The sequence below is a fragment of the Streptomyces fradiae genome (assembly GCF_041270065.1).
Classification (GTDB): Bacteria; Actinomycetota; Actinomycetes; order Streptomycetales; family Streptomycetaceae; genus Streptomyces.
Genome location: NZ_CP065958.1, coordinates 1319950 through 1335449 on the forward strand (window position 1 = coordinate 1319950; position 15500 = coordinate 1335449).

The window sequence follows — 15500 nt, forward strand, 5'->3', positions numbered from 1 at the left end:
TCTTACTTCTCCTCGGTGCGGGTGGTGGTGGCGGGGGCGGCGGGCTCGGAGCCACCGAGCAGCAGGTAGAGGACGGCCATGCGGATGGACACGCCGTTGGCGACCTGCTCGACGACCGTGCAGCGGTCGGAGTCGGCGACCTCGGCGGTGATCTCCATGCCGCGGACCATGGGGCCGGGGTGCATGACGATGGCGTGCTCGGGCATCCTCGCCATCCGCTGGCCGTCGAGGCCGTAGCGGCGCGAGTACTCGCGCTCGGTGGGGAAGAAGGCGGCGTTCATCCGCTCGCGCTGCACACGCAGCATCATCACCGCGTCGGACTTCGGCAGCACGTTGTCGAGGTCGTACGAGACCTCGCAGGGCCAGCTCTCGACGCCGACCGGGACCAGGGTGGGCGGGGCCACCAGGGTGACCTCGGCGCCCAGGGTGTGCAGCAGGTCGACGTTGGAGCGGGCGACCCGGCTGTGCAGCACGTCGCCCACGAGGGTGACGCGCTTTCCGGCCAGATCCTTGCCGAGGCCGGCGTCCCGGCCGACCAGGCGGCGGCGCATGGTGAAGGCGTCGAGCAGGGCCTGGGTGGGGTGCTGGTGGGTGCCGTCGCCGGCGTTGATGACCGGCGCGTCGATCCAGCCGGAGGTGGCCAGGCGGTACGGGGCGCCGGAGGCGCTGTGCCGGATGACGACGGCGTCGACGCCCATCGCCTCCAGGGTCTGGGCGGTGTCCTTCAGGGACTCGCCCTTGGAGACACTGGAGCCCTTGGCCGCGAAGTTGATCACGTCGGCGGAGAGGCGCTTCTCGGCCGCCTCGAAGGAGATCCGGGTGCGGGTGGAGTCCTCGAAGAAGAGGTTGCAGATGGTCCGGCCGCGCAGCGTCGGCAGCTTCTTGATCGGCCGGTCGGCCACCCGGGCCATCTCCTCGGCGGTGTCGAGGATCAGAACGGCGTCGTCGCGGGTGAGGTCGGCGGCCGAGATGAGGTGACGCATCATCGGGGTTTTTCTCCGTGGTGGGGAGGATGAGGGCAGACGGGTGCGCAGGGCTGTGCCCCGGCTCCCGTCGAGGGGGCCGGTGAAGGTGTCAGGAGGCGGGCTTGCTGCCGAGCAGCACGGTGTCGCGACCGTCCTCCTCGGCGAGCAGGACCTTGACCGTCTCCCGCAGCGACGTGGGAAGGTTCTTGCCGACGTAGTCGGCGCGGATCGGGAGCTCTCGGTGGCCGCGGTCGACGAGGACGGCGAGCTGGACGGCGCGCGGGCGGCCGATGTCGCCGAGGGCGTCGAGGGCGGCGCGGATGGTGCGGCCGGAGAAGAGGACGTCGTCGACGAGGACGACGAGGCGGCCGTCGACGCCGTCACCGGGGATCTCGGTGCGGCCGATGGCGCGGGCGGGCTTCAGCCGCAGGTCGTCCCGGTACATGGTGATGTCGAGGGAGCCGACCGGGATCTTGCCGCCGGTGATGGATTCGAGCTTCTCGGCCAGCCGGGCGGCGAGGAACACGCCACGGGTGGGGATGCCGAGGAGGACCACGTCGTCGGCGCCCTTGGCGCGCTCGACGATCTCGTGGGCGATGCGGGTCAGGACCCGCGCGATGTCGGGGCCCTCCAGAACGGGCCGCGCCGTCTCGCTGTACTGCTGCTGAGCGTCCATGTGTAAACGGACCTCCTTCTCCGCCTCACGGGACGGACCTTAAAGGACGTCGGAATTGCGCCATCCACCCTACCAGGGGCGGACGGGACGCCTGCTCACCCCCCGTCCGCCACACCGCGCGCCGTCCCCCGGGAGGGGGCGGTATGGACCATTCGGCTTGACGGGAGAGTGTCACGCTGCGTAACCTCACAGTGAGTTACCAGCCGCGCGGCGCAGCCGCAACGTCGTCTCAGCGTCCGGGAGCGTTATGTCCAGCGAATACGCAAAGCAGCTCGGGGCCAAACTCCGTGCGATCCGCACCCAGCAGGGCCTTTCCCTCCACGGGGTGGAGGAGAAGTCCCAGGGCCGCTGGAAGGCGGTCGTGGTCGGTTCGTACGAGCGTGGCGACCGCGCCGTGACGGTGCAGCGCCTGGCCGAGCTTGCGGACTTCTACGGCGTGCCGGTGCAGGAGCTGCTGCCCGGCACCACCCCTGGCGGCGCCGCCGAGCCGCCGCCGAAGCTGGTCCTCGACCTGGAGCGCCTGGCCCACGTCCCCGCGGAGAAGGCCGGCCCCCTCCAGCGCTACGCGGCGACGATCCAGTCGCAGCGCGGCGACTACAACGGCAAGGTGCTGTCGATCCGCCAGGACGACCTGCGCACCCTCGCCGTCATCTACGACCAGTCCCCCTCGGTCCTCACCGAGCAGCTGATCAGCTGGGGCGTCCTGGACGCGGACGCGCGCCGCGCGGTCGCCCACGAGGACAACAGCTGACCCTGCGGAGAACACTCGCAGAAACGTGCCGCCGGGGCCCCGGGAGTCACCTCGACTCCCGGGGCCCCGGCGCTTCTGTGTGCCTGCGTGGCGGTACGACGAAGGGGCCCGCAGCACACACCAGGTGCTGCGGGCCCCTTTCGACTGTCTGAGGGCCGTGGACGGGCTAGGCGTCCGCGTCCCGGCGCAGGCGCGGCTTCAGGTCCTTGAAGCGCGCGAGCAGGCCGTTCACGAAGGTCGGCGACTCGTCGGTGGAGAACTCCTTGGCGAGGTTCACCGCCTCGTCGATGGCCACCGCGTCCGGGGTGCCGTCCTCCCAGATCAGCTCGTACGCGGCGAGGCGCACGATGTTCCGGTCGGCGGCGGGCATCCGGTCGAGGTCCCAGTCCACCGCGTAGGTCGCGATGAGCTCGTCGATCCGGGCCACGTGCTTGGCGTAGCCCTCGACCAGCTGCATGGTGAAGTCGTTCACCGGCGGCCGGCGGTCGTCGGACCGGTGCAGCCGGACCTGGTCCGCGAGGACCTCCTGCACCGAGGTGCCGCGCTGGTCGGCCTCGAACAGGATCTGGAAGGCCCGCTTGCGGGCCTTGCTCCGGGCGGCCACGGCTAGTTGTTCACCCGGCCGAGGTAGCTGCTGTCACGGGTGTCGACCTTGACCGTCTCACCGGTGGTGACGAAGAGCGGGACCTGGATCTCGTGGCCGGTCTCCAGGGTGGCGGGCTTGGTGCCACCGGTGGAGCGGTCGCCCTGGACGCCCGGGTCGGTGTGCTGGATCTTCAGCTCGACGGCGGCCGGGAGCTCCACGTAGAGCACCTCGCCCTCGTGGCGCGCGACGGAGGCCGTGAAACCCTCGATGAGGAAGTTCGCGGCGTCGCCGACGGCCTTCTTGTCGACGTGCAGCTGGTCGTAGGTCTCCATGTCCATGAAGACGAAGTACTCGCCGTCCATGTAGGAGAACTGCATGTCCCGGCGGTCGATGGTGGCCGTGTCGACCTTCACACCCGCGTTGAAGGTCTTGTCGACGACCTTGCCGGACAGCACGTTCTTGAGCTTGGTGCGCACGAAGGCGGGGCCCTTGCCGGGCTTGACGTGCTGGAACTCGACGACGGACCAGAGCTGGCCGCCTTCGAGCTTGAGCACCATGCCGTTCTTGAGGTCGTTCGTGGAAGCCACGGTTGCGGAATCTCCTGGTACTGACGTGGACCAAGAGGCACGGCGCGCGCTAGAGCGCGAGCAGCTCCTTGGTCGTGATGGTGAGTAGCTCGGGTCCGCCGTCCGCCTCCTGGCGTACGACGAGCGTGTCATCGATCCGGACCCCGCCCCGGCCCGGGAGGTGGACCCCCGGTTCGACGGTGACCGGCACGCAAGCGTCCAGTTTACCCATGGCCGCGGGTGCGAGCTGCGGGTCCTCGTCGATTTCCAGGCCCACGCCGTGCCCGGTGAGCGGGGTGGTGGCGTCCCCGTGACCCGCCGCGACGAGAATCTGCCGGGCCGCCCGGTCCACGTCCCGGTACTCGGCGCCGGGCACGAGCGCCTCGCGGCCGGCCCGCTGAGCGGCGAAGACGAGGTCGTACAGCTCGATCTGCCAGTCGGCCGGGGTGGTCCCGATGACGAAGGTGCGGCCGATCTCGCAGCGGTAGCCGCGGTAGTCGGCGCCCAGGCAGACGGTGAGGAAGTCGCCCTCCTCGACCCGCCGGTCGGTGGGCCGGTGCCCGGACCGCCCGGAGTGCGGTCCGGTGGCGACGGAGGTGGCGAAGGCCGGCCCGTCGGCGCCGTGGTCGACGAGCCGCCGCTCCAGCTCCAGGGCGAGGTGCCGCTCGGTGCGCCCGACGAGGATCGACTCCAGGAGCTCGCCGAGCGCCTGGTCGGCGATCTCGGCGGCGATCCGCAGACAGCCGATCTCGTCCTCGTCCTTGACGATCCGCAGCTGCTCGACCGAGCAGGACAGGTCGGCGAGCCGCAGCCCGGGGGCGACCGAGCCCATGGCGCGGTGCCGGGCCACGGTCAGATGGTGCTCCTCCACGGAGAGGGCGTCCGCGCCGGCCTTGCGGGCGAAGTCGACGCCGGCGACGGCCGGATCCCCGCCGCCGGCCGGCAGCACCAGCGTGCGGAGCAGCTCGTCGAGCCGCCCGTCGGCCGGATCGGCGCCCGGGGCGGTGGGGCAGAGCAGCACGTCCTCGTCGGGACCGAGCAGCAGCACGGCCCCGGCGGGCGAACCGCCGGTGAGATAGCGGACATTGGCGGGGCGGGAGACCAGGGCCGCCGGGCTGCCCGCGGCCGCGCACCGGTCGCGCAGCCGGGTCCGGCGGTCCGCATACACCTCTGACATGTTCCGAGCCTACGAGCGCCCGCCCGCCCCGGCCTGTTGTGCGCACCCGACCGGGCAGCGCACAGCGGCTACGCCGACGGCTGGCCGGATATCGCGCGGGCGAGGACGTCGTCCAGGACCCGGGCGGTGGTCTCCACGTCGTACGTGGAGTTGTCGATGATCGGCAGTCCGGAGCCGTACCAGCCGGCCATCCGGCCGTGGATCGCGGCGACCTCCTCGTCGGAGAGACGCCGGTTGCCGCTGCGCTCGGCGTTGCGCTCCAGGACGATGTCGAGACCGGGCAGCAGCACGACCGGGAGCAGTCCGGGGCCGACGTGGCGCTTCCAGCCGCCGAGGCCGACGACCGGCCAGTCGGGGAAGACGGCGTCGTCGAGGATGCAGGAGATGCCATTGGCGAGGAAGTTGCGGGCGGCGAAGCCGCAGGTGCGGCGGGCGAGCCGGTACTGCGCCTCGGAGTTCTCGTTCCAGCCGGACTGGGGGTCGGCGAAGCCGGAGCAGACCCATTCGCGGACGTCGTCGAGGCTGATGTGGGCCGTGGGGACGGGCCGGCGGGCGGCCCAGTGGCGGGCGACGGTGGTCTTGCCCGCGCCGGCCGGGCCGATGAGCAGGACCGCGATGGTGGCGCCGCCGGTGCCGGTGACCGGGGGCGGCAGGGTGATGTGGCCGGTGACCTGGCCGGAGGGGGCGCCGCCCCAGCCGGGCGGCGGGCCCGGAGTGGCGGGCGGCGCGGGCGGGGCCTGCGGGGCGGGCGGGCCCTGGGGGGCCGGCGGCGCCGGGTAGGGCTGGTGGTGGCCGGGAGCGGGGTGGTGCGCGGGCGCCGGGTGGTGGCCGTGACCGGGGACGGGCGGCGGAACGGGCGGGTGTCCGCCCTGGACCGGGGCGCCGGGGGCGTGGGCCTGCGGGCCCTGCGCCCAGCCGGTGCGGCCCGCGGGTTCCTGCGGTGGCAGCGGAGCCCCCATTCCGTGCTGCATCCGGTGCCCCACTCCGTTCCCTGCCGGCGATGTTTCCGTCGTTGCCGGAACGTTACCGCCCCCGGCTTCCCCAGGGGAAACGGCCCGGGGCGATCGGCCGGGGGCACGGGCCCTCACCCGCCGGGGTGAGGGCCCGCTCAGGCGTCCAGTTCCTCCGCGAGCGCGCGCAGCGCAAGGCGGTAGGAGCCGATGCCGAAGCCGGCGACGGTGCCGGTGGCCACCGCGGCGACCACGGAGGTGTGCCGGAACTCCTCACGGGTGTACGGGTTGGAGATGTGCACCTCGATCAGCGGCGCGGTGCGCTGGGCGGCCGCGTCGCGCATCCCGTACGAGTAGTGGGTGAAGGCGCCGGGGTTGAGGACGACCGGGAGCGAACCGTCCGCGGCCTCGTGCAGCCAGCGGATCATCTCCCCCTCGTCGTTGGTCTCGCGCACCTCGACGTCGAAGCCCAGCTGCTCGCCCAGCGCGCGGCAGGACTCCACCAGGCCCTTGTAGGACGTGGCGCCGTAGATGTCGGGCTCGCGGGAGCCGAGCCGGCCCAGGTTCGGGCCGTTCAGCACGAGGACGCGGCGCGGTTCGCTCACGCGGACACCTCGCCGTACGCCGCGATCAGCACCGCCGGGTCGGGGCCCTCCATGACGGTGGGCTTGCCCAGGCCGTCGAGGACGATGAAGCGCAGCAGGTCGCCGCGGGACTTCTTGTCGACCTTCATGGTCTCCAGGAGCTTGGGCCACTGGTCGCCGCGGTAGGTGAGCGGCAGGCCGACGGACTCCAGGACGGCGCGGTGCCGGTCGGCGGTGGCGTCGTCGAGGCGTCCGGCCAGCCGGCCCAGCTCGGCGGCGAAGACCATGCCGACGGAGACGGCGGCGCCGTGCCGCCACTTGTAGCGCTCGTTCTTCTCGATGGCGTGCGCGAGGGTGTGCCCGTAGTTGAGGATCTCGCGGCGGCCGGCCTCCTTGAGGTCGCCGGAGACGACCTCGGCCTTGACCTTGATCGAACGGACGATCAGCTCGGCGGTGTTCGGGCCGGACGGGGTACGGGCGGCCTCCGGGTCGGCCTCGATCAGGTCGAGGATGACCGGGTCGGCGATGAAGCCGGCCTTGATGATCTCGGCGAGGCCGGAGACGTAGTCGTGCACCGGCAGCGAGTCCAGCGCGGCCAGGTCGCACAGTACGCCGGTCGGCGGGTGGAAGGAGCCGACGAGGTTCTTGCCCTCGGCGGTGTTGATGCCGGTCTTGCCGCCGACGGCCGCGTCGACCATGCCGAGCACCGTGGTGGGCACGGCGATCCAGCGCACCCCGCGCAGCCAGGTCGCGGCGACGAAGCCGGCCAGGTCGGTGGTGGCGCCGCCGCCGACGCCGACGATGACGTCGCTGCGGGTGAAGCCGGTCTGGCCGAGCGCCTTCCAGCAGTAGGCGGCGACCTCGGCGGTCTTCGCCTCCTCCGCGTTGGGCACCTGGATGGCGACGGCCTCGTAGCCCTGGCCGGCGAGGTCGGCGCGCAGCGCCTCACCGGTCTCGGCGAGCGCCTCGGGGTGGATCACGGCGACGCGCTTGGCCTGCGGGCCGATGAGCCCGCCGAGCTCGCCGAGCAGCTGCCGGCCGACCAGCACCTCGTACGGGTCGGAACCCTCGGAGCCGCCGACCGGGATCCGGGTGACTTCCTGGTCCTGGTCCGTCATACGTCCTTCAACTCCAGTGCGTCGAGGACCGCCTCGGCGACCTCTTCGGGCGTGCGCTCGTCGGTGGCGACGACGACGCTCGCGACTTCTTCGTACAGATGGCGGCGCGCGTCCATCAGCTCGCGCCACTGCCGGCGCGGGTTGACGGCGAGCAGCGGGCGGGCGGCGCCGAGGCCGACCCGGCGGACGGCGGCCTCGACGTCCATGGAGAGGTACGCGACGGGGCGCCCGCGCAGCAGGGCGCGGGTGCCGGCGTCGAGCACGGCGCCGCCGCCGAGCGCGAGGACGCCCTCGTGCTCGGCGAGGGCGGCGGCCACGGCCGCGCGCTCCAGGGCACGGAAGTGCTCTTCGCCGTCCTCGACGAAGATGTCCGAGATCTCGCGCCCCTCGGCGGCGACGATGTCCGCGTCGGTGTCCCGGTAGACGGCGCCGAGCCGCTCGGCGAGCAGCGCGCCGACGGTGGACTTGCCGGAGCCCATGGGTCCGACGAGGACGACCTGCGGGCCGCCGGTCACCGGATGTGGAGGTTGTCGAGGTACGACTGGACGTTGCGGCGGGTCTCGGTGACGCTGTCGCCGCCGAACTTCTCCACCACCGCGTCCGCGAGGACCAGCGCGACCATCGCCTCCGCGACGATCCCGGCCGCCGGAACGGCGCAGACGTCGGAGCGCTGGTGGTGGGCCGCCGCGACCTCACCGGTCGCGACATCGATCGTGGCAAGCGCCCGCGGGACGGTCGCGATCGGCTTCATCGCAGCGCGCACCCGCAGCAGCTCACCCGTGGTCAGCCCGCCCTCGGTGCCGCCGGAGCGGCCGGAGGTGCGCTTGATGCCGTCCCCGGTCCGCACGATCTCGTCATGCGCCTGCGAGCCGGGCACACGGGCGAGCTCGAAGCCGTCGCCGACCTCGACGCCCTTGATGGCCTGGATGCCCATCAGCGCGGCGGCGAGCCGCGCGTCCAGCCGGCGGTCCCAGTGCACGTGCGAGCCGAGGCCGACGGGCACGCCGTAGGCGAGGACCTCGACCACGCCGCCGAGGGTGTCGCCGTCCTTGTGGGCCTGGTCGATCTCCGCGACCATCGCCTTCGACGCATCCGCGTCCAGGCAGCGCACCGGATCCGCGTCGAGCCTCTCGACATCGGCCGGGGTCGGGTAGACGCCGTACGGGGCCTTCGCCGCCGCCAGTTCCACCACGTGCGAGACGATCTCGATCCCGGCCGCCTCCTTCAGGAACGACCGGGCGACCGCGCCGAGCGCGACGCGGGCGGCGGTCTCCCGGGCGCTGGCGCGCTCCAGGATCGGCCGGGCCTCGTCGAAACCGTACTTCTGCATACCAGCCAGATCGGCGTGACCGGGACGCGGCCGGGTCAGCGGCGCGTTACGACCGGTCTCCTTCAGCTCGGCGGGATCGACCGGATCGGCCGACATCACCTTCTCCCACTTCGGCCACTCCGTGTTGCCGACCATGACCGCGACCGGCGAGCCGAGCGAAAGACCGTGCCGGACACCACCGAGGAAGGTGACCTCGTCCCGCTCGAACTTCATCCGCGCACCGCGCCCATAGCCGAGCCGCCGCCGCGCGAGATGATCCGCCACCAGCTCCGTGGTGACCGGAACACCGGCCGGAAGTCCCTCAAGGGTTGCAACCAGCGCGGGGCCGTGCGACTCCCCCGCCGTCAGCCAACGCAACCTGCTCAACGATGCTCCTCATGCTCGCGCCTGGGCACTGCGACGGCACGACCTGGGTGCGCGGCCCGGGTCCGCCTGCCCCGATCCTCCCACGTCCCGGCGGCCGATCGATCGCCGGTCCACGGGTCGGGACGCTCGTCTCACGCATCGGGTGAGGTCGCGCAGGTCGGGGTGGGGCGGTCGGCGCCTCCGCCGGCGCTCAGCGCTCGGCGAGCGCCCGCTCCCCCGCCGCCCGCATCGCGGCCAGCGGCCCCGGCGTGCGGCCGGTCATCTGCTCGACCTGGAGCACCGCCTGGTGCACCAGGAGGTCGAGCCCGCCGACGACCTTCCCGCCGCGCGCCGACCAGGCGGCGGCGAGGCGGGTGGGCCAGGGGTCGTAGAGCACGTCGAAGAGGGTGCCGGGGGCGTCGGGGACGGCGCCGGCCAGGGCGTCGGTCGTCCCGGCCGGGGTGGTCGCGACCACCAGCGGCGCGGCGAGGGCCTCCGCCGCATCGCCCCAGGCGGCCGTGCGCACGTCCACGCCGAGCCGCTCGCCCCAGCCGCGCATCTCGCCGGCGCGGGCCTCGCTCCGTACGTACGCGGTGACGGGGCCCGAGCAGATCCGGGCGAGGGCGGCGAGCGCCGAGGAGGCGGTGGCGCCCGCGCCGAGGACGGCGGCGGAGTCGACCTTCTCGACGCCCCGCTCGCGCAGCGCGGCGATCATGCCGGGGATGTCGGTGTTGTCGCCGACCCGGCGCCCGTCCTCCGTGAACACCACCGTGTTGACGGCCTCGACCGAGGCCGCCGTGTCGGTGATCTCGTCGAGCAGCGGAATGATCGCCCGCTTGAGCGGCATGGTCAGCGAGAGCCCGGCCCACGACGCGTCGAGCTCGCCGACGAACCCGGGCAGCGCCGCCTCGTCGACCTCGAACTGTCCGTAGGACCAGTCGTCGAGGCCGAGCGCGGCGTACGCGGCCCGGTGCAGGACCGGGGAGAGCGAGTGGGCGATGGGCGAGCCGAGGACGGCCGCCCTGTGTCGTGTGCTCACTGCCCGGACTTCTCCCGCTCCTTCTCGTACTCCGCGACGTTCTTGTTGTGCTCCGCGATCGTCACGGCGAAGACGGTCTTGTTCTCGTTGATCGACACGAAGTAGTACCACGGGCCCGGCGTCGGGTTCATGGCGGAATTGACCGCGTCGAGACCCGGGTTGCTGATCGGGCCGGGAATGATGCCCTGGACGCGGTACGTGTTGTACGGGTCCTTGATCTGCCGCAGGTCCTTGACTGTGCCGACGTCGAGGGTGCTCTCGCCGCGCAGGTAGTTGACCGTGGAATCGAATTCCAGCCGGCCGACGGTCTCCATGTTTCCGGGCTTGAGACGGTTGTAGACGACCCGCGAGACCTTGTCGAAGTCGTGCTTGTACTTGCCCTCGACCTGCACGAGGCTCGCGACCGTGACGAGCTCCCACGGGCCCTTGAGACCGAGCTCCTTGGCCTTGGCGTCAAGGTCCAGCTTGCCGTACTCGGCGGCCGACCGGGACACCATCTTGCGCAGCACGTCCTCGGGCTTCGCACCCTTCGCGACCGGATAGCTCGCGGGGAAGAGGAATCCTTCCAGCGGGTCCTTGACCTCGGCGTGGTTCTTCGCCCAGTCGGGCAGACCCAGGTTGTTGGCCTGCTTGTGGGCGACGTCCTTGGTGGTGCCTGGCTTGAGTTCGAGGCGCTTGTCGAGCTCCGCGTAGACCCAGGCGTTGCGCTTGCCTTCGGGAATGATGAGGTTCGCCTGGCTGACGGCCGTGTTCAGCATCAGCGCCACCGCGCTCTCCGCCGACATCTCCTTCTTCAGGGTGTAGACACCCGCCTGGATGGTGATGCCCTTGGGGTTCTTCTGCTGAGCCGAGACAAAGGCGTCGACGCTCTTGACCACGCCGGCCTTCTTGAGGATGTTGCCGATCGCGTAGCCGCCGGAGTCCCTGGGGATCTCGACCTGGACCTCGCCGGTGCCCTGGCCCGCGTAGTCCGGTGCCTCCGCGAAGCGGCCCTGCCAGAACTTGTAGCCGACGTAGCCGACCCCGCCCACGCCGCCGACCAGGACGACCGCGACGACCAGGCAGGCCATGCCGTTCTTGGCCTTCTTGCCCTTCTCGCCCTTGCCGCCCCGGCCGTTCTTCCCGCCGCGGCGGCCCGAGCGGCGGCCGTCCGGCTCGTCGTCGTAGTCGTCGTCGTACGCGTCGTCGTCGTAGCGCTCGGACTCGTTGCCGGGAGCGTCCTCGCCGGTGAAGAAGGGGTGGTTCTCCTCCTCCGGCTCCGCGTCCCAGTCGGTCACCGGCTGCTGCTGCGGGGCCCGGCGCCGGCCGGGGGGCTGCGGCGGGGGGTAGGCCTCGGGGGTGCCGTAGAGGTCGGGCTGCTGGCCGCCGTACGGATCGGCGGGCGGGGCGTTGTACGGCATCGCCGCCTGGCCCGTCTCCCAGGTGGCGTCGTACTGCTGTGCGGGGTAGCCGGGCGTGTCGTAACCGGCCGGCTCCCCGTACTGCTGTTCGCCGTACTGCTGGCCGTAGCCCTGCGGGTACTGCTGCGGATCGTGCGACTGCTGCTGCTCGTAGGGGCCGCCGGCGTACGTCTGCTGCTGGGCGTACGGGTCCTGGTGGCCGTACGGAGCCTGCTGCGGGTACTGCTGCTGCGGGTACTGCTGCTGGCCCTCCCACCCCTGGTCCCCGTACAAGGGGTCCGAGGGGTGCCACGGTTCGGAGCCGGGGCTCCGGCCATACTCAGTCATCGATCCCCAAACAGCCGCGAGGCTTCCGGACGTTCCGCCTCTACGTTGTGCGGCAGCTGTTCGAACACCGCCGCATCGCGCGGAACGTTACCGTATCGCGATCAGATGACCACTTCGACGCCCTCACCGGGCGGATTACCTGATACCCGTTCGGACTCAAGAGCGTTCTGCAGGATGATCACAGCGGCGGCCTGGTCGATCACGGACCGCCCCTTCTTGGACTTCACGCCCGAGGCCCGCAGGCCCTGGGTCGCGGTCACCGTGGTCATCCGCTCGTCGACCAGCCGGACCGGGACCGGGGCGATGCCCTTGGCCATCTCCCGGGCGAAGGCGCGGACCTTGGTCGCGGCCGGGCCCTCCCGCCCGCTGAGCGAGCGGGGCAGGCCCACGACGACCTCGATCGGCTCGTACTCCTCGACGATCTGGCGCAGCCGCCGGTGGGCGGCCGGGACGTCACGCCCCGGCACGGTCTCCACCGGCGTGGCCAGGACCCCGTCGGGGTCGCACGAGGCGACCCCGATCCGGGCGTCCCCGACGTCGACGGCGATCCGACGTCCTCGGCGCATCGTCACCGCACCTCCTGGTGAGCTTCTCCGCTCGCGCGGCGCAGAGGTGCGGCCATCGTCGTCGTCTGCGGACCGGCGGCCGCGCGAGCGTCGCTCACGAGTTTCCCGCCACCTGACGCTCGACGGCGGCCATGGCCTCGCCGACAGCCTCCGGGTTCTGGCCGCCGCCCTGGGCGACGTCCGGCTTGCCGCCACCGCCGCCACCGAGGGTCTTGGCGGCCGTGCGGACCAGCTCGCCGGCCTTGAGGCCGCGCTCGCGAGCGGCCTCGTTGGTGGCGATGACCGTGAGCGGCTTGCCGTTGGCCGTGGTGAACAGGGCCACGACGGCCGGGCGGTCGGACGGGATGCGGCCGCGGACGTCGAGGACCAGCTTGCGCAGGTCGTCGGCGCCGGTGCCGTCCGGGACCTGACCGGTCACCAGGGCGACGCCGCGGATGTCGCGGGCGGAGTCGACCAGACCGGCGGCGGCCTGCAGCACCTTCTCGGCGCGGAACTTCTCGATCTCCTTCTCGGCGTCCTTCAGCTTGCCGAGCATCGAGGAGATCTTCTCCGGCAGCTCCTCCGGGCGGCCCTTGACCAGCTCCTGGAGCTGGGCGACGACCGTGTGCTCACGGGCCAGGAAGTTGTACGCGTCGACGCCGACCAGGGCCTCGATGCGGCGCACGCCGGAACCGATGGAGGACTCGCCGAGCAGCTTCACCAGGCCCAGCTGGGCGGTGTTGTGCACGTGGGTGCCGCCGCACAGCTCCTTGGAGAAGTCGCCGATGGTGACGACGCGGACCTGCTCGCCGTACTTCTCGCCGAACTCGGCGATGGCGCCCTGGCGCTTGGCCTCGTCGATCGGCATGACCTCGGCGTGCACGTCGAGCTCGCGCGAGAGCACCTCGTTGATCTTCTGCTCGACGTCCGTGAGGACGGCGCCGGGGACGGCGTTCGGCGAGCCGAAGTCGAAGCGGAAGCGGCCCGGGGAGTTCTCCGAACCGGCCTGGGCGGCGGTCGGGCCCAGGGCGTCGCGCAGCGCCTGGTGGGTGAGGTGGGTGGCGCTGTGGGCGCGGGCGATGGCCCGGCGGCGGCGCACGTCGATGGCGGCGTAGGCGGTGGCGCCCACGGTGACCTCGCCGACCTGCACCGAACCCTTGTGCACGGAGACGCCCGGGACCGGCTGCTGCACGTCGCGGATCTCGATGACCGCGCCGGAGTGCAGCTTGATGCGGCCGTGGTCGGCGAGCTGGCCGCCGCCCTCGGCGTAGAACGGGGTGCGGTCGAGGACGACCTCGACGTCGTCGCCCTCGGAGGCGGCCGGCGCCGGGACACCGTTGACCAGGAGGCCGACGACCGTGGTCTCGCCCTCGGTGTTGGTGTAGCCGGTGAAGCTCGTGGCACCCGCGGTGTCGGCGATCTCGCGGTACGAGGTGAGGTCGGCGTGGCCGGTCTTCTTGGCCAGGGCGTCGGCCTTGGCCCGCTCCCGCTGCTCCTTCATCAGGCGGCGGAAGCCGTCCTCGTCCACGGAGAGGCCCTGCTCGGCGGCCATCTCCAGGGTGAGGTCGATCGGGAAGCCCCAGGTGTCGTGGAGCAGGAAGGCCTTCTCGCCGGCGAGGACCGTGCCGCCGGCGGCCTTGGTCTCGGTGACGGCGGTGTCGAGGATGTTGGTGCCGCCCTTGAGGGCCTTGAGGAACGCGGCCTCCTCGGCGAGGGCGACCGTCTCGATGCGCTTGCGGTCGGTCTCCAGCTCCGGGTACTGCTCGCCCATGGTGCGGATGACCGTGTCGACGAGCTCGCCGACGACCGGGCCGGTGGCGCCGAGCAGTCGCATGTTGCGGACGGCGCGGCGCATGATGCGGCGCAGCACGTAGCCGCGGCCCTCGTTGCCGGGGGTGACGCCGTCGCCGATGAGCATGACGGAGGTGCGCATGTGGTCGGCGACCACGCGCAGCGAGACGTCGGAGTCGTGGGCCTTGCCGTAGGCGACGCCGGTGAGCTCGGTGGCCTTGTCGATGACGACCTTGAGGGTGTCGGTCTCGTACATGTTCTGCACGCCCTGGAGGATCATCGCCAGGCGCTCGAGACCGAGGCCGGTGTCGATGTTCTTGGACGGCAGGTCGCCGAGGATCTCGAAGTCCTCCTTGCCGATGCCCTGGCCCCGCTCGTACTGCATGAAGACGAGGTTCCAGATCTCGACGTACCGCTCGTCGTTGACGGCCGGGCCGCCCTCGACGCCGAACTCGGGGCCGCGGTCGTAGTTGATCTCGGAGCAGGGGCCGCAGGGACCGGGGACGCCCATGGACCAGAAGTTGTCCTTCTTGCCCAGGCGCTGGATGCGCTCGGCGGGCACGCCCACGACGTCGCGCCAGATGGCCTCGGCTTCATCATCGTCTTGGTAGACCGTGATCCAGAGCTTCTCCGGCTCGAGCCCGTAGCCGCCGTGCTCCACCGGGGTGGTCAGCAGCTCCCAGGCGAGCTTGATGGCGCCTTCCTTGAAGTAGTCGCCGAAGGAGAAGTTGCCGCACATCTGGAAGAACGTGCCGTGGCGGGTGGTCTTGCCGACCTCTTCGATGTCGGGCGTGCGCACGCACTTCTGCACGCTGGAGGCGCGCGCGAAGGGCGGCTTGACCTCACCCAGGAAGTAGGGCTTGAAGGGCACCATGCCGGCCGGGACGAGGAGCAGAGTCGGGTCGTCCGCGATGAGCGACGCCGAAGGGACGACGGTGTGCCCGCGCTCCTCGAAGAAGCTCAGCCAGCGGCGGCGGATTTCAGCCGACTCCATCAGTGGTCCTCATTCCGGTTGTCAGACTTGTACGAAAACGAATAGGTGGTCGTGTCGTCGGCGGGACGGCCGCCGAGCGCCGCGCGGCGGCGCGGTCCTGGCAGCTCGCGCTCCTGCTCCACGGGCGGCGGGGCGTCCAGGCCCAGGGCCGCGCCGAGCTCGGCCTCCCGCTGGAGCATGGTCGCCCGCACGTCGAGGGCGAAGTCCTTGAGCCGGTGGCCGGTCTCGACGGCCTTGTTCGCCGCCTGCGCGGCCAGGCTCTCCGGGGTCAGCTGCTTGAGCTTCCGGTTGACCTTGGTGGTGGCCCACACGCCGGCGGCCGCGCCCGCGGTGAACCAGAACGTACGGCGGAACAT

General features: G+C 71.8%; 16 protein-coding genes. 1 reads left to right on the forward strand and 15 read right to left on the reverse strand.

Going from position 1 to position 15500, the window contains the following annotated elements; all coding sequences use genetic code 11:
- Nucleotides 1–2 precede the first annotated feature (2 nt).
- Both JAO84_RS05795 and pyrR read right to left on the reverse strand, forming a co-directional pair.
- Nucleotides 3–986, reverse strand: a complete 984-nt coding sequence (locus JAO84_RS05795; protein ID WP_370411022.1) for an aspartate carbamoyltransferase catalytic subunit — start codon at nt 984–986, stop codon at nt 3–5.
- Nucleotides 987–1074: 88 nt separating this feature from the next.
- Nucleotides 1075–1641, reverse strand: coding sequence for a bifunctional pyr operon transcriptional regulator/uracil phosphoribosyltransferase PyrR (gene pyrR / locus JAO84_RS05800; protein ID WP_370411024.1), 567 nt, complete (start codon nt 1639–1641; stop codon nt 1075–1077).
- Nucleotides 1642–1888: 247 nt separating this feature from the next.
- Between pyrR and bldD the strand changes: the two genes are divergently transcribed.
- Nucleotides 1889–2392 (forward strand): transcriptional regulator BldD, encoded by a 504-nt coding sequence (gene bldD, locus JAO84_RS05805; protein WP_265867144.1) that lies wholly within the window; start codon nt 1889–1891, stop codon nt 2390–2392.
- Nucleotides 2393–2558: 166 nt separating this feature from the next.
- Here bldD and nusB read toward each other — a convergent pair whose 3' ends face one another.
- The 13 genes from nusB to JAO84_RS05870 all read right to left on the reverse strand — a co-directional run bounded on the left by nusB (nt 2559) and on the right by JAO84_RS05870 (nt 15500).
- Complete coding sequence (nusB, locus tag JAO84_RS05810; RefSeq protein WP_370411026.1) at nt 2559–2996, reverse strand: transcription antitermination factor NusB; 438 nt, start codon at nt 2994–2996, stop codon at nt 2559–2561.
- A gap of 2 nt (nt 2997–2998) precedes the next feature.
- Nucleotides 2999–3565 carry an elongation factor P gene (gene efp / locus JAO84_RS05815; RefSeq protein WP_265867146.1) on the reverse strand — a complete coding sequence of 189 codons (567 nt, stop codon included), beginning with the start codon at nt 3563–3565 and terminating at the stop codon, nt 2999–3001.
- Between the two features lie 49 nt (nt 3566–3614).
- Nucleotides 3615–4721 carry an aminopeptidase P family protein gene (locus tag JAO84_RS05820; protein ID WP_370411028.1) on the reverse strand — a complete coding sequence of 369 codons (1107 nt, stop codon included), beginning with the start codon at nt 4719–4721 and terminating at the stop codon, nt 3615–3617.
- A gap of 68 nt (nt 4722–4789) precedes the next feature.
- The gene (locus JAO84_RS05825; protein WP_370411030.1) at nt 4790–5692 is read right to left on the reverse strand and encodes an AAA family ATPase; all 903 of its coding nucleotides are present in this window, start codon (nt 5690–5692) and stop codon (nt 4790–4792) included.
- A 137-nt stretch (nt 5693–5829) separates the two neighbouring features.
- Entirely contained in the window at nt 5830–6276 is a 447-nt protein-coding gene (aroQ, locus tag JAO84_RS05830; RefSeq protein ID WP_370411032.1) for a type II 3-dehydroquinate dehydratase, read from the reverse strand.
- A complete protein-coding gene (aroB, locus tag JAO84_RS05835) occupies nt 6273–7373 on the reverse strand; it encodes a 3-dehydroquinate synthase (RefSeq protein ID WP_370411034.1) in 1101 nt (366 codons plus the stop codon). The genes aroQ and aroB overlap by 4 nt, the downstream gene beginning before the upstream one ends.
- Nucleotides 7370–7888, reverse strand: coding sequence for a shikimate kinase (locus JAO84_RS05840; protein WP_265867151.1), 519 nt, complete (start codon nt 7886–7888; stop codon nt 7370–7372). The genes aroB and JAO84_RS05840 overlap by 4 nt, the downstream gene beginning before the upstream one ends.
- Nucleotides 7885–9069 carry a chorismate synthase gene (gene aroC, locus JAO84_RS05845; protein WP_370411036.1) on the reverse strand — a complete coding sequence of 395 codons (1185 nt, stop codon included), beginning with the start codon at nt 9067–9069 and terminating at the stop codon, nt 7885–7887. Before aroC ends, JAO84_RS05840 begins: the two co-directional genes overlap by 4 nt.
- Nucleotides 9070–9259: 190 nt before the next feature.
- A complete protein-coding gene (locus JAO84_RS05850; protein WP_370411038.1) occupies nt 9260–10087 on the reverse strand; it encodes a shikimate dehydrogenase in 828 nt (275 codons plus the stop codon).
- Nucleotides 10084–11814: an endolytic transglycosylase MltG gene (gene mltG / locus JAO84_RS05855; protein ID WP_370411040.1), complete on the reverse strand. Its 1731-nt coding sequence runs from the start codon at nt 11812–11814 to the stop codon at nt 10084–10086. Before mltG ends, JAO84_RS05850 begins: the two co-directional genes overlap by 4 nt.
- A 101-nt stretch (nt 11815–11915) precedes the next feature.
- A complete protein-coding gene (ruvX, locus tag JAO84_RS05860; protein WP_123954413.1) occupies nt 11916–12380 on the reverse strand; it encodes a Holliday junction resolvase RuvX in 465 nt (154 codons plus the stop codon).
- Between the two features lie 94 nt (nt 12381–12474).
- Nucleotides 12475–15144, reverse strand: a complete 2670-nt coding sequence (alaS, locus tag JAO84_RS05865; RefSeq protein ID WP_370411043.1) for an alanine--tRNA ligase — start codon at nt 15142–15144, stop codon at nt 12475–12477.
- Nucleotides 15144–15500 (reverse strand): hypothetical protein, encoded by a 357-nt coding sequence (locus JAO84_RS05870; protein ID WP_370411045.1) that lies wholly within the window; start codon nt 15498–15500, stop codon nt 15144–15146. Before JAO84_RS05870 ends, alaS begins: the two co-directional genes overlap by 1 nt.